The organism is Halosegnis rubeus (assembly GCF_009184545.1).
GTDB lineage: Archaea > Halobacteriota > Halobacteria > Halobacteriales > Haloarculaceae > Halosegnis > Halosegnis rubeus.
On the sequence record NZ_QJOW01000001.1, the window covers coordinates 703,916 to 727,600 of the forward strand.

The window sequence follows — 23,685 nt, forward strand, 5'->3', positions numbered from 1 at the left end:
TGACCCCACGACGCTTATACGTCCGTATCGCGAACCAGTACCATCTGTATGTTCCGGGATGATACACGGGGCCAGTCGGTCCAGGTCGGCGTTATCATCCTGTTCGCATTCGCGATTATCGCCTTCGCTTCCTATCAGGCAGTCATCGTCCCACAGCAGAACCAGCAGGTCGAGCTCGACCACAATCAGGCAGTCCAGCGCGACATCGCCGACACGCGCAACACCATCGTCCGTGCCGCCAACGCGGGCGAGAACGGCGCATCCTCAATCCAACTCGGCGAGAACTTCCCCGTCCGCATCTTCGCACTCAACGCTCCGTCGGCGAACGGTCGGTTCGCGACGACCGACCGCGGCGATATCACGGTGACCAACAGCGACGGCAACGTCTGTCCCGGTCCCGATCAGACGGTTCGCGCGAGCTACACGCCCAACTACAGCTACTACAACAACGCGCCGACGACGAAGTACGAGAACACGTTTGTGTTCAACGAGTTCGACGACGGGACCGAACGCGTTCAGACGCGTGCCCGACTGCTGTTCGGTGAGGACGGCCCTAGCACTACCAACAATAATGAGAACGGCGTCGTGAATCTCGTCGCGCTGTTCGGTGACACCCAACAGTCGGGCACCGAGTCGATTTCCGTTGACCTCTACAGCGGGACGACGAGTAGCCAGACCGTCACCGACCCCGTAGTCACGCTCCCGACGAGTGCGGAGGCACCGACGTGGGCAGAAGCCCTCGGCTACGATTCGGTGTCTGACCTCGAAGGTGCGCCCGGCGTTGACAGCCTCTCGGTCGCGAGCGGCGAGGTAACAATCGACCTCGCCGGCGACTACGACATCGTCTGTACGGAGGTCGGGATGGATTCGACGCCGCCGAGCGGGCTCGCCGCTATCGCACCGATTCCGGGTGGCGGCGGTGGTGGTGGAGGCGGCGGTGGTGGCGGTGGTGGTGACCCCGGAAGTGGCGGCTCTGGACCGATCATTCCGACGTTCGAGCTTGATATCAGCCAAACGGACAGGTCGAAGCTTACTATCAGTGACTTGGAGGTCACTGACACCGATAGCGGATTGGAAAGCGTTGACATCACCGTCGAGCCAATCGATGGGAGTGGGAAATCCGGGACATTCTCCGCCGGTGACCTCGGTGGACAAACGACATTCTCCAGATCGAACCTGGAGGTTCAGCCGGATAGCGGCAACTACGCAAATAAAGAGGACTACATCGTGACCGTCACCGGAACGGCGGTTGATGGCGATACGGTGACATTATCACGGGAGTTCAACCCGAGTGACGGCACCATCAACACCTTCCTCGAAACCGACGACGGTGATGCGAACACCGCGCCGACTGCGATTGATCTTGAGATAGATGACAGTTACGACGGTGAGTACGCAGCGGCGAAAATCGGCATAGTAAACACCCGGGGAAACACGCAGATTGACGAGATAGTTTCACTAAACACCGACGTCAGTGCCAGCGCTGCGAGCCGATTAGATGTCTCCGACTACGTCAACAAAGGTGACGATAGCTACGGGATTGTTGCGTACTTCGACGGTAATAACAATGCTGGGAAAATCGTCCAGAATCCTGTCGAGCTCGGTCAGTCCGTCGAGTTCGATCAGAAAGGAGATATCGATTCGGATAGCGGTGTCGTCCTCAAGCTGAACGAATTCCAAGACTCGGGTGGAGCGCCCGTCAATCTGGAAGGTAGAACAGTAACTCTCGTTATCGAGTTCGAGTCCAACGGGAATCGGTACAGAGAAGAGATCACGGCAGGGCTTGATCAAAGTGAGCAGGCATAGCGAGGGTATGAACTCTCGTGCACAGTCCTCGACCATCGGTCCAATCCTCCTCATGGGGGTGTTCGTCACGGTCGGGGTAGTCGCCGGTGGCGCGGTCGTCACGAACGTCGTCGATCAAGGTCTCGACGCCGAGGCGAACGTCAACGCCGAAATCGAGGGAGGCGAGCTTACGCTCACCCACATGGGTGGAGATAGCGTACAGGCTGACGAACTACAACTGTTAGTCCGGGCCAACACAACGACCGAGATTCAGCTCACCAGTGGAACGCTAAACGGGGTAGAACTGCCCGAACAGACGGACGAGACGTTCAGCGCGGGCAACGTGTGGCGCGGGGACCTCGCTACCTTGACTGAGTTCCCACCTGAACAGTTGGAATCGAGCATCTCGGTCCGATTCATCACCGACAGCGGTGACGTGCTCGCGTCGATATCGACGATTGAGGAGGTTGTCCCGACGCTCACGCCGGATACGTACGTCCCCGGCGAGACATCGACAGCGACTCCGACGCCGGAGTCTACGTCAACGGAAGAAGAGGAAGAAGAGGAAGAAGAGGAAGAAGAGGAAGAATACATTTTCGACTACTGACGAACTCGCCGTCGTCAGACCCTTATACCTGCTCTCCGAGCGAGAGGTATGATCGATGTCGGAATCGACGCGGCGGAAATCTGGACCGGCAAGCTCAAACTCGACTTAGCGGAGACGTTCGCGCCTGAGAAGGGCGACGACCCCGGCAAGTACACCAAGGGACTGGGGCTGTACGAGTCCTCGTTCCCGGACACGTACGAGGATATCGTCACGATGGGCGCGAACGCCTCGAAGCGGCTGATGGAGCGTAACGACCTCGAACCCGACGATATCGGGCGTATCGACGTGGCGACGGAGTCGTCGTTCGACAACTCCAAGCCGATTTCGACGTACATCGCAGGCTGTCTCGAACAGACCTTCGACGGCGACTTCCACCACGCCAACAAGGGCGAACGGAAGTTCGCCTGTGTCGCAGGGACGCAGGCAATCGACGACGCGTACAACTGGATTCGGGCGGGTCGGAATCGCGGGCGGGCGGCCATCGTCGTCGCGACGGACACGGCACTCTACGCGCGCGGTGACCCCGGCGAGGCGACACAGGGTGCCGGTGCGGTCGCCATGCTCATCTCCGAGGACCCGTCGCTGGTGACGCTGTCGGACGAGCAGGGGTACGGCAGTGCCGACGAGACGGACTTCCTGAAGCCGAACCAGCAGTTCCCGAGCGTCGACGGCAAGCGCTCCGTGCAGGTGTATCTCGCGCGGATGCGCGAGGCCGTAGAGGATTACGAGTCCGTCGCGGGCGAGATACACCCCGACGACTTTGTGTACGCGCCGTTCCACACCCCGTTCCCGGGGATGGTCCGGAAGGCCGCCCTGCTCGCGTACCGGCACATCACCCGCGACACGGAGATCGAGGAGGCGTTGGCCGAACAGATCGGCATGCAGCCCCGCGAAGCCGAGTTCGACGACGAGGAGACGTTCCTCGATGCCGTCAGCGACTACACCGACGAACTGAAAGAGACGACTCGGTATCAGGAGTGGTACGAGGCGACTATCGACCCGACGCTCGACATCGCTCGCCACGTCGGGAACTGGTACACCGGCTCGGTCCACGTCGCGCGGCTGGCGGCCCTCAAGCGCGCCCACGAGGCGGGGCGTGACATGACCGACGAGCGGTTGTTCGTCGCTTCCTACGGCTCCGGCGCGCAGGCGGAGGTTCACCACGAGACCGTCCAGGAGGGGTGGAAAGAGGAAATCACACAGCTCAACATCGACGAGCAGGTCGAGGCGCGCTACGACCTCGATTTCGCCGAGTACGAGACGGTCCACGACGCCCACGACCACTCCAAGGACCGCGATTACGAGGAGTTCACGGCACCGGACGCGGAGTTCGTCTTCGACGGCTGGGGACGGATGGGCGAGCGCAAGTACCGCTACGTCGAGTGAGCACAAGGCGTAGAACTATACTCCCTCGGTTGTATCGCCGGATATGGACGACGCAGAGTACGAGGAGTTCATCTCGTCGGTCACGCCGATCGAATCGGCCGACGGCATCGACAGCTACCGAAACACCGTCGCGATGGCCTGTCCGGCCTGCGACGAGCCGTTCGACGACGCAGTGGTCTGTACGGACGAGTACAACAGCCTCGAACTCTCACTCGAACTCGATCTGTGTGTCACCACCCACGAGGGCGACGCCGTCATCTTCACGCACAAACCCTAGGGAAGCCCGCGGAGGGTGTCCAACACGTCATCGAGCGGTTCGTCGGTCACCGCGAGCGAGTAGCCGTCGGTCTTTGCCAGCGCCGGCGCGTGCTCCCACAGTTCCTCCTCCGACAGCCCGTGGAGCACGACCGCCGTCGGCGTCGGCGTGACGACCCGCTGTGCGACCAGCGGTCCCTCGCCGCGCGTCACGTCCGAGAAGACGAGCGCTCGGTTCGTGGACTGGCCGTAGAGGCGATAGAACTCCTCGCTCGACAGCCGGGAGATGGCCGCGATGGAGTTGATGACGGTGTGGCCGGCGACGGTGTGGTCGCTTCCCCCCACGACCTCGGTCGCGCCGATGGCCGAGTAGAACCGCCGCAGCGGGACGGTCGTCGGATACTCCCGGAGGTCGTGGACGATATCGGAGTCGAACCCGGCAGAGAGCACGCGAGCGAACTGGCGGAGTCTGTCCCCGCCCCGCGCCGCGTCGATATCGAGCAGGCCGTCGACGAACCGGCGCACGATGCCGACGCCAGGGGAGTCGCGCCGCCCGGACTCGTAGTCGGAGACGACCGACGGCGACACGTCGAGTTCGTCGGCGAGCGTCGAGCCGGTCACGTCGAACTCCTCGCGCCACTTGCGTAGGGTCGCACCCGGCTCGTCGCTCATCGTCACCTCGCCGGCGATGTGGGTGGCGAGCCGTTGGCGCGTCGTGTCGTCCATGCCTCCCTCTCCGTCCGGACGCTTATTGCGGTTCCGCACCCAGCCGTGGCAATGGTGACCACGCTCGTCACCGTCGCGACCGGACTGCTGGTGGCGGCGGCGGTGCTCGACCGTTTCTCGCTCCGTGTGGTCGCTCTCGTCGCCGTCGCCGCCGCGCTGCCGGATGTCGATGCCGTGCTCGCGGTACTCCACCCCGGACTCCACAACGCCGCCCTCCACAACGTCTGGCTTCCATTCATCGCCGGTGGGCTTCTCACCAGCCGCCGCGTCGGTCTTCGTGAACGGCTCGGTAACGACGAGACACGCCTCGCGTGGGCGATGGTGCTCGCGTACACGGTCGCCGTGGCGTTCGACCTGTTCAACGTCGAGAGCGCCGCCGTGCTGTGGCCGCTCCACGACCGCTTTTTCGCCGTCTACGGCCAGCTCGCGTACAGCACGACGGAGGGGCTACGCTTCACATTCTTCGAGCTGCAGTTTGGCGGCGGTGAACTCCTCCCGAAGGCCGGCCGAGGAACTGTCGCCGGCGGCTACGTCGTCCCCTCGCCGTTCGTCACCGGCGACGGCCGAACGATGCGTGCCGTCCTCGTTAACGCCGGGTGGGAGCTACTGGTCGCGCTCGTCGCCGTCGCCGTGGTCGGGCTTCGACTCGTGGACCAGACACGGGGTGAGAGCTGATGCCGTCGACCGTCGTCCACGTCGCGTTCGGTCTGCTGTGTGGCGCTGCACTCCTCGGTGTACGGTTCGACCGGCGTGCTGTCGTTGTGATCGTCGCTGCCTGTATCCTCCCCGACCTCGATACGTTCACTTCTCTCGTCGTGGCGTCGACCCACCGGGCGATGTTGCACAGCCTGCTCGCGCCGGGACTGCTCGCGCTCGTCTTCTGGCACGGGACGGCACGGTCAGACTGGCTCCGCGTTCGACTCGCCCCCGGTGACGTCCCGCGACTCTGGACCGGGCTGTTCGCGTACGTCGCGGCCGGAATCGGTCTCGACATGTTCACCGCGCTCGGCGTGAATCCGCTCTACCCGCTCGTCGACCAGTTCGTCGCCGTCGACGGGCGCGTCGGCTACGAGACCGGTCGGGGCCTGTTCCAGAGTTTCGTCGAGTTCCCCGAACCGGAAACGTGCGGCGGCGTGAACGTCGGTCAGCGCGGGTCGACCGAGACGGTCCACGTCGCCAGCGGCGTCGACCCTTCGCGGGGAGCAGAAGAGCCGGGAACCGAGCGCATCTTCCCTGTCGTCTTCCGCGGCTGGCACGTCACGCTCGCGCTCGCCGGCTGTCTCGCGACGTGGCTCGGACTCCGGGACACTGAAGCGAGCGCGTAGTCCCCATTCGGTGTGATTCGACCCTACGACTCGGACGACGCCGACGCGCTGTGGCGACTCAAGCGCGCCTTCGAGACAGCCATGGGCGACACCGACGACGAGACGAAGGCCGCAGCCTACGACGCGAAGCTCACCGGCGATTACCGCACGGACTGGCTCGCGTGGGTCCGCCGGTGTACCGACGACGAGGAGTGTCTGTTCGTCGCCGAGCGCGACGGCGACCTCGTCGGCTACCTGTTCTTGATCCCTGAACGGCTCGTATTCGTCTGGGACGCCGCCGTCCTCAACGAGGTGTACGTCGTCCCCGAATACCGCGGGACGGGCGTCGCCGACGACCTGATGGAGCGAGGACTCGCCTGCGCCCGCGAGCAGTCGCTCCCGCTGGACAGACTCGTGCTCGACGTGGATGGAGAAAACGAGCGTGCGAAGGGGTTTTACGACCGGTACGGCTTCACGCGCTGGGGGGAGATGGTTGCACGCGATCTTTAGCTGTACTCGCGCCAGCGGTGGCCACACTCTTTGCATTTAAAAAAGCGCGTCGGCGGTTCGTCGGCGCTGCCGGTCTGTTTGATGGTGTACCACGCGACCCCGTGGCCACACTCGTCACACCGGACGGTGTCGTCAGTCGGCTTTCCCTCGAAGTTGGCGTCTTCGGTCGTCTCGATGACGTCGCTGTCGTCTTGTGCCTCCGTGGAGGTGTAGTCGTCGGCCAGCGACGCGTCCTTCGCGGTCGCGTGGTCGCACGACGAACAGACCATCCGGTCGCCGTCAGCGTCGTCGGAATCCAGTGGATTCCGACTGCCTGTCGAGCTTTGCTCGACAACGTGCATCATCGAGCCGCACTCGTCACAAAACTGCATACGCCGACGTGGGGTACGGACGCCGAAAAGTGCCCGGACACGTCACTCGCTGTCGCGCGACCGCATCTGCGTCCGCTCGGTCACCACCGGACAGTTCGTCACACGCACGTGGTCGAGGTCGGTCAGCTCGTGGATCGTCGTGCCGGCGTTTTCACACGCCATCTCGGGAGGCGCGCTGAAGTGTTCACACTGCTCGCAGTACTGGCTCTTCGGAACGATTGCTCCGTCGTCGACCGCCTCTACCTCCTGTAACTCGAGCAGGTCGCCGTCCGTGTCCGACTCGGGCTCTTCCTCGATGAGGTCGAACACGTCCGCGTCGTCGAACTCGGAGCCGGTGTCCATCTCGTCGAACACGTCGTCGCCAAGCGGCTCATCGCCGGGCGTGTCGAACGCGGCGAGTGGATCCTCTTCGTCCGCCGGTGTCGTCTCCGGTGTGTGGTCGTTGCTCCGGAACGGCTCCGCCTCGACATCCACGTCGAGGTCTGCCTCGTCGTCGGGGTCGATGTCGAACTGCTCGTCGAACTCGTCGGCGTTCTCGAACTCCACGTCGAATCCCTCGTCGTCAGCGTCGGCGTCGTCACTCACTGGTCGCTGCTCCCGGCGACCAGCTTGGGCGTCGAAAAGAAGCCGTTACTGCCCGTGATGTCGCCGAACTCGGTCGAACAGTGTGGACAGACCGCCTCCGAGAGCAGACTGATGTTGACGGAGTTCCCGCAGGCGCGGCAGGTCGCCGTCTCGAAGCCGCGCTGGGCGGCGATATCGCGTAGCTTCGTCAGCCGGTCGTCGTCGTCACGGCCTGCCTGCTGTTGGAGACGGACGACTGCGGCCGCGACGCGGCGGAGCCGTTGTTGTGTCGTCTCCAGCGCTTCGTCGTGGGTCTCGACGGCGTTCGCGAGCTCCTCGATGTCCGCTTCCAGCGTCGAGACCGTCTGTGTAATCTGTGTGAGCTGGTCTTCGAGCGTGTCGAACTGGTCGAACTCGTCGTGTTCGTGGTCGGCCGGCGCTTTCGCCTCCGTCTGCCGCTTGAGCTGGAGGACGCGCGAACGGATATCGTCGATTTTCTCGTCGAACTCGGACTCCAACTCGTCGACCCGGACGGAGAGTTCGCCGCCGTCGCCCTGCTTGAGGGCACGTTGGTTCGCCTCCAGCAGTCGCTCCAGCAGCCGGTCGCGGTCCATCCCGCGTTCGTCGGCCAACTCCTCCAGCCACGACTCGAGGTCGGGGGGGAGTCGGATGGAAAGTCGGCTACTTTCGGACTCTGTGGCCATCTCGACTATTTTTAGAACCCACCATCAAAAAGGATTTGGCTAACCGACACGCCGTGGCGACGGCTACCGAATCTTGCGCACGTCGCTGATATCGAAGCCCGCATCGCCGATTTCCGTTTCGAACTGGACGATGTCCTCGTCTTCGATGGCCGAGAGAATGCCGCGGAACTGCCGGACGACGAGCGTCCGTGCCCGGGTCGAGCCACCCGACTCCCACTCGAAGAGAAACGACCCGTCCGCGGCGTCGACCAGCTGACCGTGGCGTTCACTCGACAGCGTCTCGTGGTTCAACAACACGAGCACCAACCCACCCCACTCGTAGGTGGCCCGTGTGATACCCTTCAGCAGTTTCGGGATGGCGGCCCACGACATATCTTCGCCGGCGGCGCTGATGAGGTCGGTCAGCGAGTCGATGATGACCAAGTTATCGGTCGCGTGGTCTGACAACACGTCGCCGAGCGCCTCGGGTACGGTCGAGCGGTCCTCGTCCCCACCGAGGCTCGTGATGCTCGCTGTCCGGTTCGAGTACCAGTCGTGGGGGACCGGCGAGACGCGGAAGTACTCGGTCGAGAGGTCGTGGAAGGTGATGTTCTCGGTCGCGGCGTCGGTGATCTCCTCGTCGAGCACGAACGCCATCTCGCGGCGGAGCCGCGGCCCCTCGGCAGTGAAGGAGATGTAGTGGACGTTCGGTGCCGGCTCTGCCCCCGGCGTCACGTCGCCGTAGTAGAGGTCGAACAGGTCCTCGTCGACCGACTGGAGCGCGTTCATCGCCGCTGCCGTGTAGGCGAACTCCCGTGCGCCCGCTCCTGCCTCGCCGGAGAGTAACACGAGACTGCCGGCCGGCGCACCCCCGCCGATGGTAGTGTCGAGCCGGCGGATGCCGAACGTGGTACGTCTCATGGGGTTGCGTACAGTTCGTCTACTGATAAACCTACGCGACTCACCCGATTCGTACGCCGGTGTTGGCGAGACCGACCGTCTCGACGCTGCCCGCAACGCCGACGGCATCGAGTGCCGCCTCTCCGGCTTCCCGGGCCGCACGTTCGCGGCTCGCGTCGGTGATACCGTACACTGCGGGGCCCCACGACGACTGGCCGACGCCGCTGAGCGCCGCGCTGGCTTCGAGTTCGTCGACGAGAGCGCCCGCAGGTGGTCGATAGACGCCTCCCTGCGCGTCGGTGTACCACGTCCCGTTGCGCCGGTCGAAGGCGGTCACGGCCTCTCCGAACGGTTCACACGCCCCCCCAGCAACGGCGGGAAGGAGTCGCCGAGTGAGAATGCCGGCGAGTTCGTCGGCGAGGGCGGGGTCGGCCCGCTCCACCGCTGCGCGCATCGAGGCGTCTTCCGTCTCGCCCGACCGTCCGGCGTCGGCGTCCGGGTAGACCAGGAGGACGCGCCACGCCTCTGGCAGGTCGTGACGCACGACCACCACCGGTACCGTCCAGGAGCCGTCTTCTGGCGTGTCAGTCGTGAACCGCGTGGTCGGGTGGCCGGCGTCGACGACGAAGCCCCCGCGCTCGAAGGCGGCGACCCCGACGCCCGACCGACCGCCGCGCCCGAGCGACGGTGCGCGCTCGCGAACGCGCGGTTCGCGGTCGTACGCCTCCGACACGGCCGTCAGCGTTGCGAGCGCAATCTGCGTTCCAGAGCCGAGACCGACGTGACGAGGAAGTCGCTCCTCGACGGTGAGGTCGACACCAGACACGTCGAGTAGGTCACACACCGCAGTCGCGTACTCGGCGACCAGGGTGTCCGCACACCGGACGCTGTCTGCCGGTGTCGCCTCGACGGTGATTCGCGGTCGGTCGAGCGCGAAGCCGACGCCGCCGTAGAGCCGGTCGTGGGACAGCGAGAGGTTCTGGAAGCCGACGTGGATGCGCGCGCCGGCCGAGACGCGGGTCATAGCTCACTCTCGTGTGCCCACGGTGTTCGGGGTTTCGACGCCGGTAAGGCTCACAGCCGAGACCGGAGATTGAAGCCCTCGCCCGCCGACCGTCGGATATGAAACACCTCCCGAAGCACCTCCGCCAGCGGTGGCGGTATCTCGCCGTCGCGGTCGAGGGATGGCCTGACGCGGAGCTGTCCCGCGGCGCGTTCCAGCGTGACCTCTGGTATGCGGCCCAGAACCTGCTCGGCGACACCGGGAGTGCAGACGCCGACCTCACGGTGTACGGCTTCGAGTTCGATGGCGGCCGTGGCCACGCGGTCGTCCGCGTGCGCCGCGGCGAAGTAGAGCGGGGCAGAGCAGCCCTCGCCTGCGTGACGGACGTCGACGGCCACCCGGTCGGGGTTCGCGTGACCGGCGTCTCGGGGACGGTACGAGCCTGTGAGGAAAGGTATATACAACGTCCGCAGGTACACCAGACAACGAGACAGGTCGCCCTCGACGGTGTGGACCGTCGGGCGGTCGTCCGTCCGCCGCGGGTCGATGCGCGGGTCGGCGACGGCCACGTGGGCGCGACCGACCTCGATTGCGAGTAACTATGCAGGGTCAATCTCAACAGCAGGCGTACGACCGGGGAATCACCATCTTCTCGCCGGACGGCCGCCTCTATCAAGTCGAGTACGCACGTGAGGCAGTCAAACGCGGCTCCGCCAGCATCGGCGTCCGCACCGCAGACGGGGTCGTCCTCGTCGTCGACAAGCGGTCGCGCTCGCCGCTGATGGAACCGTCCTCCGTCGAGAAGCTCCACAAAGCAGACGACCACGTCGGCGTCGCGAGCGCCGGCCACGTCGCCGACGCGCGCCAGCTCATCGACTTCGCGCGCCGACAGGCGCAGGTGAGCCGGCTCCGCTACGGCGAGCCGGTCGGCGTCGAGCAGCTCACGAAGAACATCACCGACCACATCCAGCAGTACACCCAGGTCGGCGGCGCGCGCCCGTTCGGCGTCGCGCTCATCGTCGGCGGCATCGAGAACGGGACCCCGCGTCTATTCGAGACGGACCCATCCGGGACCCCGTACGAGTGGCGGGCACTCGCCGTCGGTGAGGACCGCGGCGAGCTCAACGACTACCTCGAAGAGCACTACGCGGACGACCTCACGCTGGAGGACGGCGTCGAACTCGGTCTCGCCGCGCTCGCGTCGGTCAACGATGACAGTCTCGACCCCGAAGGAGTCGGCGTCGCGACTATCGACGCAGAGACCGAGCAGTACGTCGGCCTGACGGACGACAAAATCGAGCGACACCTCACGGACCACGACCTGCTCGCGAGCGACGAGAACGACGACGAGTAATTTCACCGAGCGATTTTTGCCGGGACGCCTTCCACGAACAGTATGGACTACAAGGACCTCGTCACCATCTCGCTGGCCGTCTTCTGTGCCATCGGCGGCGGGACGGTCGCCGGTGGCGTCGGCGTCTTCCTCGGTGTCGTCGTCGGTGCCGGTATCGGTGCGACGTGGGCCTACCACACCGACCTCCGTGCGGCGGCGCTGGCCGAGCAGGCGGAGTAGGCCACGCGGCGAACACACCTTTTAGAGGGTCACCCGCGTACAGACAGGTATGATTTCACTCGACGACGCGGTGACCGCGCAACTGGAGTCACACGGCGAACGGTTCGAGGTGCTGGTCGACCCTGACGCCGCCCTCGCAATCAAGCGGGGCACCTTCGACGAGGAGTTCGAAGGACAGGACCTCGAAGACGTCATCGCGGCCGAAGACGTGTTCGAGGACGCCGCCTCCGGTGACCGCCCGCCCGAGTCGGCCCTCGAAGAAGTGTTCGGGACGACCGACCCGATGGAGATCATCCCGCAGGTAATCGAGCGCGGTGAGATTCAGATTACCGCAGAGCAGCGCCGCGAGATGCAAGAACAGAAACGGAAACGACTCATCAACATCATCGCGCGAAACGGCATCAACCCACAGCAAAACGACACCCCCCATCCGCCGGAGCGCATCGACCGCGCGCTGGAGGAGGCCGGCTACACCGTCGACCCGATGACGCCCGCCCAACAGCAGATAGACGACGCGCTCGACGCGCTCCGTCCCGTGATTCCGATTCGGTTCGAGGAGATCACCGTCGCCGCCCAACTGCCGGCCGACTACGCCGGTTCCGGGCAGGCGAAGGTGCGCGAGTTCGGCGACCTCGAACGCGAGGAGTGGCAAAGCGACGGTTCGTGGGTCGGCGTCGTCACGTTCCCGGCCGGGATGCAAAACGAGTTCTACGAGCTGGTGAACGAGGTCTCCTCCGGGGAAGCAGAGACGCGGGTCCTAAAGGACAAAGACGAGCTGGCGACACGGTAATTATCCCTTCCGGAAGCCGACAAGGAAGCCGCCGGTGAAGCCGGCGGAGATGGACAGCGTCGAGAGGATGGTGTTCACCCACGACGGCGGCGCACCGGAGGCGGCGCTTTGACTCGCCTCAACGAACCCGCCGCTCAGTCGCTCCCAGTCGACGGTGAGGACTCCGCGCGATTCGAGGAACTTGAACAGCGCCAGCTCCAACCCGACGAGCACGGCGATGAGCTTGGCGACCTTCTTGGCCGCGAAGCCGATGATACCGCCGATGACGGCACCCGACCCGAGTTCCAACCCGAGCTGTTGTGGATTGATGTCGACCATACGTCCCACGGCGACAGCCACGGGCATGACTCTTGTGGGGGGTCGGGGCCGGACTTTTGTACTCGTGTGCCCAATTCGGGTGTGAGTGAGCGGCAATCCACACAACGGCCCGGCCGTCGTCGCAAAGCGCGGCGACGTCCCCCGTCCAGACACCGACGAGATTCGCGAGTTGGCCGGAGCCGCCGGCTACCACGTCGTCGGCGAGGTGACCCAACAGCGGAAAGAAGACCCCGCCTTCTGTCTCGGCGAGGGCAAAGTCGAGGAACTCGCGGCGCTCGTCCGTGAGACCGACGCTGAGACAGTCATCTTCGACAACCGCCTCGGTCCATACCAGACGTACAACATCGGGAACAAACTCCCGGAGTCGGTCGAGGTGCTCGACCGCTTCCGGCTGATTCTGGAAATCTTCGGCCAGCGCACCCAGAGCAAGAAGGCGCAGCTACAGGTCGAACTCGCCGAGCTGCGGTATGAACTCCCGCGCGCCGAGGCGAAAAGCTCTCTCGCCAAGCGCGATGAGCGCCCCGGATTCATGGGGTTGGGTGAGTACGACGAGTCCCGCGAACAGGACATCAAGGCGCGCATCTCGCGTATCAGCGACGAGCTCGAAACCATCGAGGAGACGGAAGCACACCGGCGCGAACAGCGGCGCGAGTCCGGCTTCGACCTCGTGGCACTGGCCGGCTACACCAACGCCGGCAAGTCGACGCTCCTGCGCCGGCTCGCCGAGGACCTCGACGTGGACGAAAACGAGGATATGCACCCGGACCTCGATACGACGGCCGAAAGCGAGAACCGGCTGTTCACGACACTCGGAACGACCACCCGCCGCGCGGAGATGGGTGACCACGACGCGCTCGTCACGGACACGGTCGGCTTCATCTCCGATTTACCGCACTGGCTGGTGGAATCGTTCAAATCCACCCTCTCGGAGGTGTATCGTGCGGACCTCGTCTTGCTCGTCGTGGACATCTCCGACGACGTAGAAGAGATTCGCGAGAAGCTGGTGACGTGTCACGACACCCTTTACGAGCGCAACGAGGCACCCATCGTCACCGTCCTCAACAAGATCGACAAAGTCGATGAGGAAGAACTGGCGCGCAAGAAGGAGACCCTCTCCCCGCTGGCCCCGAACCCGGTCGCCGTCTCCGGGAAAGAGGGCACGAATATCGACGCCTTACGCCAGCGCGTCGACGAGGAGCTTCCCGACTACCAGCACGAACGACTCGTGCTCCCGATGACCGACGACGCGATGAGTCTCGTCTCGTGGGTCCACGACCACGCCAGCGTCGACGACGTGGACTACGGCGAGCAGGTCATCATCGAGTTCGACGCCCGGCCGAGCGTCGTGGAACGCTCTCGTGCGAAGGCCGCCGACCTCGCCGCCGAGAGCTAACGCTTCTCCTTCGATTCGACCTCCACTCCAGAGATGCGCGTCTCGGGGTACTGCCCGTCGCCGTCCTTCTCGGCCGACTTCACCATGTCCCAGACGACGTTCAGTCCGGTCGTCACGCCCTCCAGTGCCTCCATCTCACAGCCGGTCTTGCCGGTCGTCTCGACCGCGACGGCGAGGTCGATTCGCTCCTCCGCGAGGGTAAACTCGGTCTCGACGTTCGTGACCGGTATCTGGTGGCACATTGGTATCGTCTCCCACGTGTGTTTGACAGCCTGAATCGCCCCGACGCGCGCGACGGCCAACACGTCGCCTTTCGCGAGGTCGTTTTCGCTGACTGCTGTGACGGTCGACGGTCGGAGGTGAATCGACCCCGAGGCGACGGTGCGCCGCTCGCTGTCCGGCTTCTCTCCGACATCGACCATCTCCGTCGCGCCCGACTCGTCGGTGTGAGTGAGGTCGTCGTCGCTCATTCGTCCTCCAGTCGCACCCCCGGCTCGATGAACGATTCGGAGCGGCGGTCGCGGTTGCGCTCGGCGAGTCGACCCCACGCGCGGAGGCCCTCGCGGGTCCACTCGGAGTCGAAACCCGCCTCGCCCGCGACGGCGACGACCTCACGCGGGGCGCGGAGCGCGAGATGCGAGTCGGGATTCAGACTCACGACGTACGGCGTGTCGTAGTAGCTCACGATGTCGCGGAGCTTCCGCAGATCACGGAGCGCCTGCACCCGGGTTCCGCCGTCGGTGGTGAACACCGGCGAGAAGTCGAACTCGACGTGGACGTGGTTCTGTTTCGCGGCCTTCGCGAGGACGTGATTCACGTCGCCCTCGTCGGCCATCGGGTGGGCGAGCACGTCGACCATCGGCTCCTCGCAGGCGAACCGGTTGATGTCGTCGTCGCCGCCGTGGACAGCGAGAATCGTCCGGTCGTCGCGGTACTGCGAGACGAGCCCCGACAGCTGTGCGCGGTCGTCGCTCCGGAGTTCGATACCGTCGACCACGTCGACACCGGTCTCGGCCGCGACGGTCGCGGGGTCGTAGTCGGTTTGGCGGTCGCCGTGGTTCCGGACGACGATGCCGTCGTAGCCGTACTCGCCGGCGGTCAGGGCGTGGCGGGCGACGGTCGCCTCGCCGTCGGGATGTGCGTGGACGCCCTCGTACATACCCGTGGGTCGCCCGCCGGGACCAAGAGCGTTCGGAGATTACAGCCCGTCGAGAAACTCCCGCAGCGCGGCGTTCGTCGCCTCGGGATTCTCCAGGTTCGAGGAGTGGCCGGCCTCCGGAATCCGAACGAGTTCGGCGTCGAGCGCGTCGGCCGTCGCCTCGGCCTTCTCCATCGCGATGCTCACGTCCTCTTCGCCGTGGGTGACAAGTGCCGGGACGTCGAGGGTTCGGGCCGTCTCCGTGAAGTCCTCGCGGTCGAGCCACGACGCCATCTCGTTGTGGACGGCCAGTCCCGGATACGTCTCCCACGTGCGCGCCCACTGGTCGACGAGGGTCGGATGCTGTTCGTGCGTCGTCTCCCCGAACAGCTGGTGGCGCGCGACCTCGATGCTCGCGTCGGTGGCGTGGCCCACGTCTTTGAGTCGGTCGATGAGCATCCGGTACTGTTGGCGGTCCTCCTCGGAGTGGGTGCCGGCGTCCGAGTCCACGAGGACGATGCCGTCCACGCGATCGGGATGGCGCTCGGCCGCACGGAGCGCCGTGAACCCGCCCATTGACATTCCGACGAGGACCGCGGAGTCGATGTCGAGCCCGTCGAGTACGGCGGCGTAATCGTCAGCCAGGTCGTCGAGGTCGTACTCGTCGGCGTAGCGGTCTGTTCGGGCCCGGAGGTCGTACGCGACACACCGGTACTCGTCGCTGAGGGCCGCGAGCTGCGGCTCGAACATCGTCCGGTCCATCAGGGTGCCGTGTGCGAAGACGACCGTCGGTCCGTCGCCCCGGTCGGTCGCGACCGTCGCCGTCCGCTCGCGGTACATCGCTCGTCCCCGCTGAGTGTCACCTTCTGTCATGTGGTGTGGTACCGCGACCGGTGCAAAAACCTACGCATCGGCGTCAGACGATTGACAGCCGGACGGCAGACGCCCGCCGCAATTCTTTTTTCGGCAGACCGAGACGTTCGGTCAATGAGCGACCTCCGTGACCTGCTAGACGAGATTGTCGACGACGTGGACGCGGTGTGTCTGTTCTCGCCGACCGGGAGCTACTACGAGGTGGCGGACGAAAGCGACTTCCCGGTCATCGTCGTCGCCCCCGAAAACGACGTGGGCGCGGAGACGTACGTGGAGCTACCGATCGAGTTCGCCGACGTGAAAGAGCGCATCCGGTTTGGACTGGAGGGTGCCCTCAACAACGGCCACATCGAGGAAGAACACGTTGTCTGCTGTGTCACCTCGGTCTTCGACGGCGTCGACACCGTGACGCGTACCAAGGCCGACGCCTTCGAGCACTCCGGCGCGTACACGCTCTTTACTAGTTCGCGTGCCGACCCGAGCGTCATCCGCGACGTGTTCGAGGTCGCAATCGAGCTGGGAAAGAAGGGGCAGAAGGGCAAGCAGGTGGGGGCGCTGTTCGTCGTCGGCGACGCGGGCAAGGTGATGAACAAGTCTCGCCCGCTCTCGTACAACCCCTTCGAGAAGTCACACGTCCATGTGGGCGACCCGATCGTGAACGTCATGCTGAAGGAGTTCACCCGGCTCGACGGTGCGTTCGTCATCTCGGACTCGGGCAAACTGGTGAGCGCTTACCGCTATCTCGAACCCTCTGCCGAGGGGACGGATATCCCGAAGGGGCTGGGCGCGCGCCACATGGCCGCGGCCGGTATCACCCGGGAGACGAACGCGGTCAGCATCGCGCTCTCGGAGTCCGATGGGCTGATTCGCGCCTTCCAGGGCGGCGAACTCATCCTCGAACTCGACCCGGAGGCCTACTGAGATGCCACACAACTCGGGCGAAAGCGGTTTAGTCGCGAGCGTCTACCACCTGCTCTCCGAGCGGTTCGACCTCTTTGTCGGTATCGTCGTCCTCCTGCTCGGCATCGTCGCAGGTGTCCTCACGCGCCGGTACGTCCGCAGACTGCTTCACCGGTTCGACGTCCCGCGTGCCGTCGAGGGAACGCCGTTCGAGCGCACCGCCAGAAACGTCGGCACCTCGACCGTCGGCGTCCTCGCGAACCTCTGTGGGCTGTTCGTGCTCGTGCTCGGAACCGTCATCGCGCTCCAGGTCGCCAACGCGTCGGCACAGAGCCTCCTCACCGACCAGCTCAGTCGCTTCTTCCGCCAGCTGTTCATCGCGGCGGTCGTCCTCATTGCGGGGGTCATCGCCGGGGACAAACTGGACTTGTATCTCCGCGAACGACTCCGATCAGTCAAGCTCCCGGAGGTGAATCTCCTCCCCGCGGCCGTCAAGTACAGCGTCTTCTACGTGGCCGGACTCATCGCGCTCGCACAGCTGGGCGTCGCCACGCTCCCGCTGTTAATTCTGCTCGCCGCCTACGCCTTCGGCGTCGTGTTCATCGGCGGGCTGGCGACGCGACCGCTGCTCGCGGCCGGTGCTGCGGGCGTCTATCTCCTGCTCACCGAACCGTACGCCATCGGCGACGAGGTCGAACTCGCCGGACGACGGGGTATCGTCCAGGAAATCGACGTGTTCGTCACGCGCATCGACGCGGGCGAGGAGGAGTTCACCGTCCCGAACAACCGCGTGTTCGCCGACAGCATCGTCGTCGTCCGCGACTAGCCGAGCCGGCCGGTCACCACGAGCACGAACAGGAGACTCCCAGCGACGACGAGCGCGGTCGACACCGGTTCCGGCGCGAGGTTCAGCATGTCGGACAGCAGTCCGCCACCGAGGAGGAGTGCCACGAGCGCCGTCTGGGCCGGCCGTGCGCGGAGCTGTCGTGCGTTCGCCCGCAGCGACCAGTAGCCAATCGCCCGGCCCGCCCGAATCGACTCGCGCAGCGACTGTCGGCGCGTCGGCGGTTCGACGGATTCGAAACCGTCGAACTCCGACAGTGCGACCGACACCACGTCTCCGGTGTGAATGCGTTTCCCCTCCTCGTCACCGACGAGGAGTAACGTCACCTGCCGGTCGCCCACGCCGACGACGCGGTAGACGCCGCTCCGGTGGTCTGGGTGCTCGGTCGCGACGTGGTCGCCGAGTGCTGGGTCGTTCACCGTCGGTACTCACTCACCGTGTTCGACTGGCTCGGCGGGGACCCCCGCGACTGTCGCGCCGGAAGGCACGTCTTCGGTGACTAGTGAGTTCGCCGCCACCTGCGCGTCGGCACCGATTTCGACGCCTGGGAGGACGGTCGCCTTCGCGCCGATCATCACGCGGTCGCCGACGACAATATCGCCGACCCGGTACTCCTCCTGCAAATACTCGTGGCACAACAGGACGGCGTCGTAGCCGACGATGCAGTCATCGCCGAGCGTGATGCGCTCCGGGAAGAACACGTCGGCGGTCGCCTCCAGCCCCCACCCGACGCCGTCGCCGACCGTCGCGCCGAGTCGCCGGAGTGCCCACGAACGCAGTCGCAGCGACGGAATCAGTCGGGCGACGACTACGAGGAGGTAGTTGTACACCAGCTGGAACAGCGACTTCTCCTCCCGCCAGCTCGCCCACATCGAGTTCCGCGGCCCGTCGGTCGGTCGCCGCTCCAGTCTGTTGTGGCGTCTCCCTCGCTCTCGGTCGTCGCTCATACCCGCTCCTCGGGGTCGCCCGACTTGACTCTACTCGCTTTCGTCTGCCGTCTCTGCGCCTCGCTCCTGCACGCGGATTCCCTTCCCCTGCAGGTGGCGCGTCCGCGACCGTGCGAACTCCTCTTCCTTGCTCGCGCGAGTCGCGAGGACGTACATCCGGGCCTTCCCGACGGGGCGCATCGTTCGCCCCGCCCGCTGTGCGCCCTGCCGTCTGCTCCCGCCCAGACCGGAGGCTGCAATCGCAATCTCCGCGCCCGGCAGGTCGATACCCTCGTCTGCGACCCGAGAGACGACGAGCACGTCGCGCGCGCCGTGGCGGAACTCGTCGAACAGCTTCCGGCGGCGGGCGTGGCGCATCTCGCCGGAGACGAACGGTACCGACAGCGCCTCCGCGATCTGTTCGCCCTGCTCGATGTACTCTACGAAGACGAGCGCCTTCTCGCCGCGGTGCTCGCGCAGAATCGCCTCGATTTCGGGGAGCTTCGCCGGATTCTCGGCGGCGGCCTTCCGCTTGTCGTGGCCCACGGCCGCGTCGTACTCTCGGCGCGCGTCGTCGTCGGCCCACGGAACGAGCCGAATCTCGACCTCCGGCTCGGCGACGTAGCCGGCATCGAACAGCGCCGCCCAGTTCGTCCCAATCGGTGGGCCGATGAGCGTGTAGATCTCTTGTTGTTTGTCATCTTCTCGAATTGGCGTCGCGGAGTTGTGACAGAACAAGTGGTCGCCGAGGAAATTCTCGGTACCGGTCGAGAGGTCGTACACGTACTCGTCCTCAGAATCAACTTCGACGACACTCTCAACGTCGAGCATCGCCACGTCTGTCTCAGTGAGCCACTCGGCATCTACGTCGCCTCGCTGTGTGACGGCCGATAGTTCGTCGTCGTTGAGTCGCATCCTCTCTGCTAGTCCGCTCTCGAACGTCCCACCGTCCGCGCGTCGAGGCCCGTATCGCTCGGCCTCGTCGTATGCACGCTGTAGCGGCTCCGTGAACGGAGTGAGCGAGAGCCGCCCGGTTTGGCCGTCGTTGTTCGGATTGAATCGGACCAGATAGTTCTCGACGGTGTCGTGGTCTCCTTCTCGAACACCGACCTCCGGATTGCGGTGGTACTCTCCACCCACGTAGCCGCGGGCGGCCAACAAGAGATTTAGCCCGGCGGCCAACTGCTTGCTCGATGTCGAGATGGTGACCATCTCCTTTCCTCGCTCGCGCTTCGCTCTGTGTCCGTCTCCGAGAACGATTCCCTCGATGAACGGCTCGTAGGCTGTTGGATTCGAGAGAACGACCGAAGGGACCGACTTGTCTCTGGCTCCATTCGATAGCCCCAGTGAACGGAGCACACGGACGAGTGGTCCAGTGACACGGAGTGTTGTGCAGTTCTCGCCGTTTGCGACGTAGCTGATGTCTACCTCGGGACACACGCCACGAATCACCTGCTCGAACGCCACAACCTCGGATTTTTCCTCGGAATCTGTCGCGTAGAACTCCACACGCCCGTCGTCGAGGGCTCCGTCTGCGACGAACAAGCCGAGGAGCCGCGCGAACGCTTCGGTTGAAACCTCGGGTGGAATGTAACTGTGTCGACCGTGCACGTAGACACCCTTGATACACTCGCGATTGAGGTCGATTTCGCGGGCGATAGATAGTGGAATGCTTCGGCGCGATTTCCAGTTGTATCTGCTCTTGTTATCACCGATACCACGCTCGTACAGTGGGTCGAATACGGACTCTGGTGCATCGTCGTCGATGAGTACGTATCCCTCCTCAAGCAGTTCCATCACATCGACCGTCTGGTCCGTCGCTCCCGGCGCTGGAACTGCCTCCGGCTGCAGGAGATAATCTGTCTCGGACAAGTCCTCGGCGACCTTGCTCGTTACCTCCATCGTCTCCCCGTCGAAGACGATGAGTGAGTGGTCGCCGGTGACGGTGACCTCCCGACCGTTGCGCCCTCTGACGCGGTACATCTGCCCGTCGTGGCGATGTCTCATCACTGCCTGTATTGGGGTCCACTCAACGGCTCCGTCCTCGGTCACGCCGAGTGTTTCCATTCCCGAGAGACGCTCCATACCGGGGCCTACAGCGAGGTGTTCTTCAGCAAACTCCGCAATCGGTCGCATCGAAAGCTCCCCGCCGTTCCGAATCGGAACCATCGTCTCTCCATCGACCGACAAGCCGAGGCGGTGCTTCGCCTGTAGCGTGGCCGAGCGTCGATGGATGGGCGACGGAATGTGGTGACAATTGTGCGTCAGGATTCCATTCGCGATGAAAGTATGACTCGCCGTTTCGAAGTCATACACCGTCTCAACTCCATCGTCCTGTACGTCGGCCACTTCCAAGAGACACAGCTCTGAAAGCGACGAGAGCCGTTTGGAGTGTCTCAACATGGCTGACTGGCGGCGGTCGAGCAGTTCTTCGACGGCCTGAACTGCATCTCGCTCACCTCGCTTGAGACGCTGCTCTGCGGTGCTGGTCGCGACTCCGAGCGCTTCTCCAAGGACTCGATACGATATGCCGGCGAATTCCTTGGCAGCTATCGCGTCTTCAAACGACTTCGTGCCAGCAGCGTTGAGTCCCTCAGCGAGTGTATCGAGCCGTGGCTGTCCGAGTTGATACGCTCCACGAATCGTATCTCCGACTGTTCCCTTCGCGATACCTGCCATCTCACCGAGCTGTTCGTTCGTTAGCCCCGTGTCTATTTTGACCGTCTCAAGATACTGACCCGCAGGGATGCCCGTTGCGGGTGAGTGACCAGCCTCGACGCGCGAGGATTTGTGCTCAAGTCGGAAGCCAACGTATGTCGTAAATTGGTCGTTGTAGTGGGTTGGTATGGTGATGCGGTGGACGGTGTTGTGTTGGTCTGCCTCCCGCTCGATACTAAACGAGCGAGAGAGGATTCCGAGCCGTCGGAGCAGTAGACCCACGTCGTTCGCTAGCGCTTCGGAGGTGGTGTTGAACTGTATCCTCCCCTTAGAATCGACCGAACCCTCAGCGTCGAACAACCCCCGCAGTAGTGCCCCAATGTCTGAATCTGACCAGCCGAATCCTTCGTCGGGGACCGAGACGGTCGTCGTCTTATTTCCGTGTTGGCCACTCCAGCCAAGCGGCTCACGCAACTTTGGAGCCCACAGCGTTCGGTCCCCCCGCTCGTTCTCGAAGGTTGAGTAATCCGTTTCGAGTCGCTCACAGAGTATTTCCAAAATCCGAATCTGTTCATCTGCACGCCGAGCGAACGAGAATTTCACGTCGTCGTACTCGTTCATATGACCGTCGCCGATGAACCACCCCAGTAGCTCTGCACTCGCAGCCCCATCGCTCTCCCGTGCTGTCTCGTCTGGCTCTGGGAGAGGCATCACAAGAAACTCTCCCTCCGAGACACCCCGCTGTTCTTGTATCTCACAGCTCTCAGGGTCGAAGACGAGGTGTGTATGGGACGGCGTTGCCCGAAGTACGTGTCCGGTGTTCGTCTCGATTCGCTGAACCGGAGCCTCGTTCTTGTACACTCCCGTTACCTCGGTCCACTCGGAACCTCCACCCGGATCGTGCGTTCGCACCTGTTCGTCAATGCCATCATTCCAGCCCTGTTCAAACTCATACCGCTCATCTAGTTGGGAGAATGTCGTCTTCCGAGCTGGCGTCTCCACAGTCGTTTCACCAGTCAAACACTCGTCGTAGACGATGAGGCCCCACTTTCTATCGTCGAACAGGTGGCGGTGGCGGTCCATGCCGGCGGTCTGGTAGGTGGCGATGGTGACGGGGCGAATCTCTTTTTTCCCGCCGTGGTACTCGCCTATAACGTCGGGCGAGAGCGAGGTGTGTTCGACGATGGTCTCCTTCCACTGGGCGGCGAGTTCACGACCCGGAACGAGCACGAGCGTCTCGCCTTCGATTGCGGACATGACCCCCATCGCGGCGACGGTCTTACCGGAGCCGGGCGGGCCGACGAGGATGCCCGACCGCTTTTTCGTGAATCGGTTCACCCACTCGTTCTGGTAGTCGCGTAAATCCACCTCAAGCTCGATTGGCAGGTCATCACCCGTGTCGAGATGACGGGTGTCGAGGACGGGGTAGCCCGCCTCGTAGAGGGTGCGTTTCACGCCGGCGACGGCGTCGTCTGCAATCCACGCCTCGGTGTCAGAAATGAGCGCGCGCAGGTCGCCCTCTTCCAGTTCCTGTTCGGCGATATTACCCATCAGGTCTGCACTCTTCGCTTCGAGGACGGTGTAGCCGTCTTCGTGGCTGTAGAGCCGGAACTTCCGGGCGCGCTCCCACTGTGAGCGGACCCACTCCTCGAGTGCGTCGGAACGCTCACCGAGCGCCTGTCGCATCGTGCGCTGGAGTCCGGAAAACTCGTCGTACGGGGCGCTCCACACGTCCTCCTCGCGGACCTCGTAGATGTAGCCGGATTCGCGGTTGGCGTCTTCGAGGTGGGCGAACTGCGAGAGCTGTGCGCGGGTGAACTGCGACGGACCGTCCACGACGACCTGCCGACGACCGGGGAAGACGACGACGCGCTCGCGGTCTGTCGTCTCTTTGTAGTCGCTCGGGAACCAGACACGGGGGTCCGTCTCCACGTCGGCGGAGTCGATACGCCCCGTCCGGGCGAGCGATTCGAGCGCGTCGAGCGCGACCGACTGGCTCACGTCGAGTTCGCGGGCGAGTTCGCTCGCGGTGGCGAGCGGGCGGCCGACTGACTGGAGAGCGTCGTAGAACGTATCGAGCGTCAGGTCAGCGTCGACCCGGCGGATTGCCGGCTCGACTGACTCGTCGGCGTCGTCTGTCACTGCTCCGAGTAGGGGAAGCGTGGACAAAAGCAGCGC

General features: G+C 64.3%; 26 protein-coding genes and 3 pseudogenes. 14 read left to right on the forward strand and 15 right to left on the reverse strand.

Features of this window, described 5'->3' with window-relative positions; genetic code table 11:
- Positions 1-48: 48 nt before the first annotated feature.
- From DMP03_RS14175 to DMP03_RS03810, 4 genes are read left to right on the forward strand one after another with little or no spacing between them, the layout of a single operon-like run.
- Positions 49-1,806, forward strand: coding sequence for a hypothetical protein (locus tag DMP03_RS14175; RefSeq protein WP_172967059.1), 1,758 nt, complete (start codon positions 49-51; stop codon positions 1,804-1,806).
- A 7-nt stretch (positions 1,807-1,813) separates the two neighbouring features.
- A complete protein-coding gene (locus DMP03_RS03800; protein ID WP_152119374.1) occupies positions 1,814-2,392 on the forward strand; it encodes a hypothetical protein in 579 nt (192 codons plus the stop codon).
- A 48-nt stretch (positions 2,393-2,440) separates the two neighbouring features.
- A complete protein-coding gene (hmgB, locus tag DMP03_RS03805; RefSeq protein WP_152119375.1) occupies positions 2,441-3,778 on the forward strand; it encodes a hydroxymethylglutaryl-CoA synthase in 1,338 nt (445 codons plus the stop codon).
- Positions 3,779-3,821: 43 nt separating this feature from the next.
- On the forward strand, positions 3,822-4,055 hold the full coding sequence (locus DMP03_RS03810; RefSeq protein WP_152119376.1) for a DUF7385 family protein: 234 nt from the start codon (positions 3,822-3,824) through the stop codon (positions 4,053-4,055).
- Here DMP03_RS03810 and DMP03_RS03815 read toward each other — a convergent pair.
- Positions 4,052-4,759, reverse strand: coding sequence for a helix-turn-helix domain-containing protein (locus DMP03_RS03815; protein WP_152119377.1), 708 nt, complete (start codon positions 4,757-4,759; stop codon positions 4,052-4,054). The genes DMP03_RS03810 and DMP03_RS03815 overlap by 4 nt on opposite strands.
- A gap of 51 nt (positions 4,760-4,810) precedes the next feature.
- Between DMP03_RS03815 and DMP03_RS03820 the strand changes: the two genes are divergently transcribed.
- Genes DMP03_RS03820 through DMP03_RS03830 form a run of 3 tightly spaced genes read left to right on the forward strand, consistent with a single transcriptional unit; the run spans position 4,811 to position 6,573 of the window.
- Positions 4,811-5,434, forward strand: a complete 624-nt coding sequence (locus DMP03_RS03820) for a hypothetical protein (protein WP_152119378.1) — start codon at positions 4,811-4,813, stop codon at positions 5,432-5,434.
- Positions 5,434-6,084 carry a metal-dependent hydrolase gene (locus tag DMP03_RS03825; protein WP_152119379.1) on the forward strand — a complete coding sequence of 217 codons (651 nt, stop codon included), beginning with the start codon at positions 5,434-5,436 and terminating at the stop codon, positions 6,082-6,084. The genes DMP03_RS03820 and DMP03_RS03825 overlap by 1 nt, the downstream gene beginning before the upstream one ends.
- Before the next feature lie 12 nt (positions 6,085-6,096).
- The gene (locus DMP03_RS03830; RefSeq protein ID WP_152119380.1) at positions 6,097-6,573 is read left to right on the forward strand and encodes a GNAT family N-acetyltransferase; all 477 of its coding nucleotides are present in this window, start codon (positions 6,097-6,099) and stop codon (positions 6,571-6,573) included.
- Here the strand turns inward: DMP03_RS03830 and DMP03_RS03835 are convergent.
- The 5 genes from DMP03_RS03835 to DMP03_RS03855 form a co-directional block, all read right to left on the reverse strand.
- Positions 6,570-6,944 carry an RPA12/RPB9/RPC11 RNA polymerase family protein gene (locus tag DMP03_RS03835; protein ID WP_152119381.1) on the reverse strand — a complete coding sequence of 125 codons (375 nt, stop codon included), beginning with the start codon at positions 6,942-6,944 and terminating at the stop codon, positions 6,570-6,572. The genes DMP03_RS03830 and DMP03_RS03835 overlap by 4 nt on opposite strands.
- Positions 6,945-6,986: 42 nt before the next feature.
- A complete protein-coding gene (locus DMP03_RS03840; RefSeq protein WP_152119382.1) occupies positions 6,987-7,529 on the reverse strand; it encodes a hypothetical protein in 543 nt (180 codons plus the stop codon).
- The gene (locus DMP03_RS03845) at positions 7,526-8,212 is read right to left on the reverse strand and encodes a hypothetical protein (RefSeq protein WP_152119383.1); all 687 of its coding nucleotides are present in this window, start codon (positions 8,210-8,212) and stop codon (positions 7,526-7,528) included. Before DMP03_RS03845 ends, DMP03_RS03840 begins: the two co-directional genes overlap by 4 nt.
- 63 nt (positions 8,213-8,275) lie before the next feature.
- Positions 8,276-9,112, reverse strand: coding sequence for an RAD55 family ATPase (locus tag DMP03_RS03850; protein WP_152119384.1), 837 nt, complete (start codon positions 9,110-9,112; stop codon positions 8,276-8,278).
- A 40-nt stretch (positions 9,113-9,152) separates the two neighbouring features.
- The gene (locus DMP03_RS03855; protein WP_152119385.1) at positions 9,153-10,115 is read right to left on the reverse strand and encodes a beta-ribofuranosylaminobenzene 5'-phosphate synthase family protein; all 963 of its coding nucleotides are present in this window, start codon (positions 10,113-10,115) and stop codon (positions 9,153-9,155) included.
- A 98-nt stretch (positions 10,116-10,213) separates the two neighbouring features.
- Here DMP03_RS03855 and DMP03_RS03860 point away from each other — a divergent pair, with 98 nt between their 5' ends.
- Genes DMP03_RS03860 through DMP03_RS03870 form a run of 4 tightly spaced genes read left to right on the forward strand, consistent with a single transcriptional unit; the run spans position 10,214 to position 12,457 of the window.
- Positions 10,214-10,693 (forward strand): Rpp14/Pop5 family protein, encoded by a 480-nt coding sequence (locus DMP03_RS03860; protein ID WP_152119386.1) that lies wholly within the window; start codon positions 10,214-10,216, stop codon positions 10,691-10,693.
- Positions 10,694-10,695: 2 nt separating this feature from the next.
- On the forward strand, positions 10,696-11,448 hold the full coding sequence (gene psmA, locus DMP03_RS03865) for an archaeal proteasome endopeptidase complex subunit alpha (RefSeq protein ID WP_152119387.1): 753 nt from the start codon (positions 10,696-10,698) through the stop codon (positions 11,446-11,448).
- A gap of 42 nt (positions 11,449-11,490) precedes the next feature.
- Complete coding sequence (locus DMP03_RS14180) at positions 11,491-11,667, forward strand: hypothetical protein (protein ID WP_172967060.1); 177 nt, start codon at positions 11,491-11,493, stop codon at positions 11,665-11,667.
- A 49-nt stretch (positions 11,668-11,716) separates the two neighbouring features.
- Positions 11,717-12,457 (forward strand): ribosome assembly factor SBDS, encoded by a 741-nt coding sequence (locus DMP03_RS03870; RefSeq protein ID WP_152119388.1) that lies wholly within the window; start codon positions 11,717-11,719, stop codon positions 12,455-12,457.
- On the opposite strand, the gene DMP03_RS03875 is transcribed toward DMP03_RS03870, so the two are convergent.
- Positions 12,458-12,775: an FUN14 domain-containing protein gene (locus DMP03_RS03875; RefSeq protein ID WP_152119389.1), complete on the reverse strand. Its 318-nt coding sequence runs from the start codon at positions 12,773-12,775 to the stop codon at positions 12,458-12,460.
- A gap of 85 nt (positions 12,776-12,860) precedes the next feature.
- Between DMP03_RS03875 and hflX the strand changes: the two genes are divergently transcribed.
- On the forward strand, positions 12,861-14,168 hold the full coding sequence (gene hflX, locus DMP03_RS03880) for a GTPase HflX (RefSeq protein WP_152119390.1): 1,308 nt from the start codon (positions 12,861-12,863) through the stop codon (positions 14,166-14,168).
- On the opposite strand, the gene moaC is transcribed toward hflX, so the two are convergent.
- The 3 genes from moaC to DMP03_RS03895 are packed head-to-tail and all read right to left on the reverse strand — an operon-like array spanning position 14,165 to position 16,179.
- Positions 14,165-14,638 (reverse strand): cyclic pyranopterin monophosphate synthase MoaC, encoded by a 474-nt coding sequence (gene moaC, locus DMP03_RS03885; protein WP_152119391.1) that lies wholly within the window; start codon positions 14,636-14,638, stop codon positions 14,165-14,167. The two genes, hflX and moaC, sit on opposite strands and share 4 nt — an antisense overlap.
- Positions 14,635-15,327, reverse strand: a complete 693-nt coding sequence (locus DMP03_RS03890; protein ID WP_152119392.1) for an RNase P subunit p30 family protein — start codon at positions 15,325-15,327, stop codon at positions 14,635-14,637. Before DMP03_RS03890 ends, moaC begins: the two co-directional genes overlap by 4 nt.
- Before the next feature lie 39 nt (positions 15,328-15,366).
- Positions 15,367-16,179, reverse strand: coding sequence for an alpha/beta fold hydrolase (locus DMP03_RS03895; protein WP_225870808.1), 813 nt, complete (start codon positions 16,177-16,179; stop codon positions 15,367-15,369).
- 114 nt (positions 16,180-16,293) lie between these two features.
- Here DMP03_RS03895 and dacZ point away from each other — a divergent pair, with 114 nt between their 5' ends.
- Both dacZ and DMP03_RS03905 read left to right on the forward strand, forming a co-directional pair.
- Entirely contained in the window at positions 16,294-17,100 is an 807-nt protein-coding gene (gene dacZ, locus DMP03_RS03900) for a diadenylate cyclase DacZ (protein WP_152119393.1), read from the forward strand.
- 1 nt (position 17,101) lies between these two features.
- Positions 17,102-17,905, forward strand: a complete 804-nt coding sequence (locus tag DMP03_RS03905) for a mechanosensitive ion channel domain-containing protein (RefSeq protein WP_152119394.1) — start codon at positions 17,102-17,104, stop codon at positions 17,903-17,905.
- Here the strand turns inward: DMP03_RS03905 and DMP03_RS03910 are convergent.
- From DMP03_RS03910 to DMP03_RS14890, 5 genes and pseudogenes are all read right to left on the reverse strand, one after another.
- Positions 17,902-18,342: a hypothetical protein gene (locus DMP03_RS03910; protein ID WP_152119395.1), complete on the reverse strand. Its 441-nt coding sequence runs from the start codon at positions 18,340-18,342 to the stop codon at positions 17,902-17,904. The two genes, DMP03_RS03905 and DMP03_RS03910, sit on opposite strands and share 4 nt — an antisense overlap.
- A 9-nt stretch (positions 18,343-18,351) precedes the next feature.
- Complete coding sequence (locus tag DMP03_RS03915; protein ID WP_152119396.1) at positions 18,352-18,870, reverse strand: acyltransferase; 519 nt, start codon at positions 18,868-18,870, stop codon at positions 18,352-18,354.
- A 30-nt stretch (positions 18,871-18,900) separates the two neighbouring features.
- Positions 18,901-19,572, reverse strand: a pseudogene (locus DMP03_RS14880) (helicase-related protein); the annotation flags it as partial.
- Between the two features lie 12 nt (positions 19,573-19,584).
- Positions 19,585-22,527: pseudogene (locus DMP03_RS14885) on the reverse strand (LAGLIDADG family homing endonuclease); the annotation flags it as partial.
- Positions 22,528-23,649 (reverse strand): annotated as a pseudogene (locus DMP03_RS14890) (DEAD/DEAH box helicase); the annotation flags it as partial.
- Positions 23,650-23,685 lie beyond the last annotated feature (36 nt).

Coding starts and splice junctions, on each gene's coding strand:
- DMP03_RS03890 (WP_152119392.1), bottom strand. CDS start 15,327: ATGTACGAGGGCGTCCACGCACATCCCGACGGCGAGGCGACCGTCGCC.
- dacZ (WP_152119393.1), top strand. CDS start 16,294: ATGAGCGACCTCCGTGACCTGCTAGACGAGATTGTCGACGACGTGGAC.
- DMP03_RS03810 (WP_152119376.1), top strand. CDS start 3,822: ATGGACGACGCAGAGTACGAGGAGTTCATCTCGTCGGTCACGCCGATC.
- DMP03_RS03875 (WP_152119389.1), bottom strand. CDS start 12,775: ATGGTCGACATCAATCCACAACAGCTCGGGTTGGAACTCGGGTCGGGT.
- hmgB (WP_152119375.1), top strand. CDS start 2,441: ATGATCGATGTCGGAATCGACGCGGCGGAAATCTGGACCGGCAAGCTC.
- DMP03_RS03815 (WP_152119377.1), bottom strand. CDS start 4,759: ATGGACGACACGACGCGCCAACGGCTCGCCACCCACATCGCCGGCGAG.
- DMP03_RS03855 (WP_152119385.1), bottom strand. CDS start 10,115: ATGACCCGCGTCTCGGCCGGCGCGCGCATCCACGTCGGCTTCCAGAAC.
- DMP03_RS03895 (WP_225870808.1), bottom strand. CDS start 16,179: ATGACAGAAGGTGACACTCAGCGGGGACGAGCGATGTACCGCGAGCGG.
- DMP03_RS03850 (WP_152119384.1), bottom strand. CDS start 9,112: ATGAGACGTACCACGTTCGGCATCCGCCGGCTCGACACTACCATCGGC.
- DMP03_RS03870 (WP_152119388.1), top strand. CDS start 11,717: ATGATTTCACTCGACGACGCGGTGACCGCGCAACTGGAGTCACACGGC.
- DMP03_RS03835 (WP_152119381.1), bottom strand. CDS start 6,944: ATGCAGTTTTGTGACGAGTGCGGCTCGATGATGCACGTTGTCGAGCAA.
- DMP03_RS03820 (WP_152119378.1), top strand. CDS start 4,811: ATGGTGACCACGCTCGTCACCGTCGCGACCGGACTGCTGGTGGCGGCG.
- DMP03_RS03800 (WP_152119374.1), top strand. CDS start 1,814: ATGAACTCTCGTGCACAGTCCTCGACCATCGGTCCAATCCTCCTCATG.
- DMP03_RS14175 (WP_172967059.1), top strand. CDS start 49: ATGTTCCGGGATGATACACGGGGCCAGTCGGTCCAGGTCGGCGTTATC.
- DMP03_RS03825 (WP_152119379.1), top strand. CDS start 5,434: ATGCCGTCGACCGTCGTCCACGTCGCGTTCGGTCTGCTGTGTGGCGCT.
- moaC (WP_152119391.1), bottom strand. CDS start 14,638: ATGAGCGACGACGACCTCACTCACACCGACGAGTCGGGCGCGACGGAG.
- DMP03_RS03905 (WP_152119394.1), top strand. CDS start 17,102: ATGCCACACAACTCGGGCGAAAGCGGTTTAGTCGCGAGCGTCTACCAC.
- DMP03_RS03860 (WP_152119386.1), top strand. CDS start 10,214: ATGAAACACCTCCCGAAGCACCTCCGCCAGCGGTGGCGGTATCTCGCC.
- DMP03_RS03845 (WP_152119383.1), bottom strand. CDS start 8,212: ATGGCCACAGAGTCCGAAAGTAGCCGACTTTCCATCCGACTCCCCCCC.
- DMP03_RS03915 (WP_152119396.1), bottom strand. CDS start 18,870: ATGAGCGACGACCGAGAGCGAGGGAGACGCCACAACAGACTGGAGCGG.
- DMP03_RS14180 (WP_172967060.1), top strand. CDS start 11,491: ATGGACTACAAGGACCTCGTCACCATCTCGCTGGCCGTCTTCTGTGCC.
- psmA (WP_152119387.1), top strand. CDS start 10,696: ATGCAGGGTCAATCTCAACAGCAGGCGTACGACCGGGGAATCACCATC.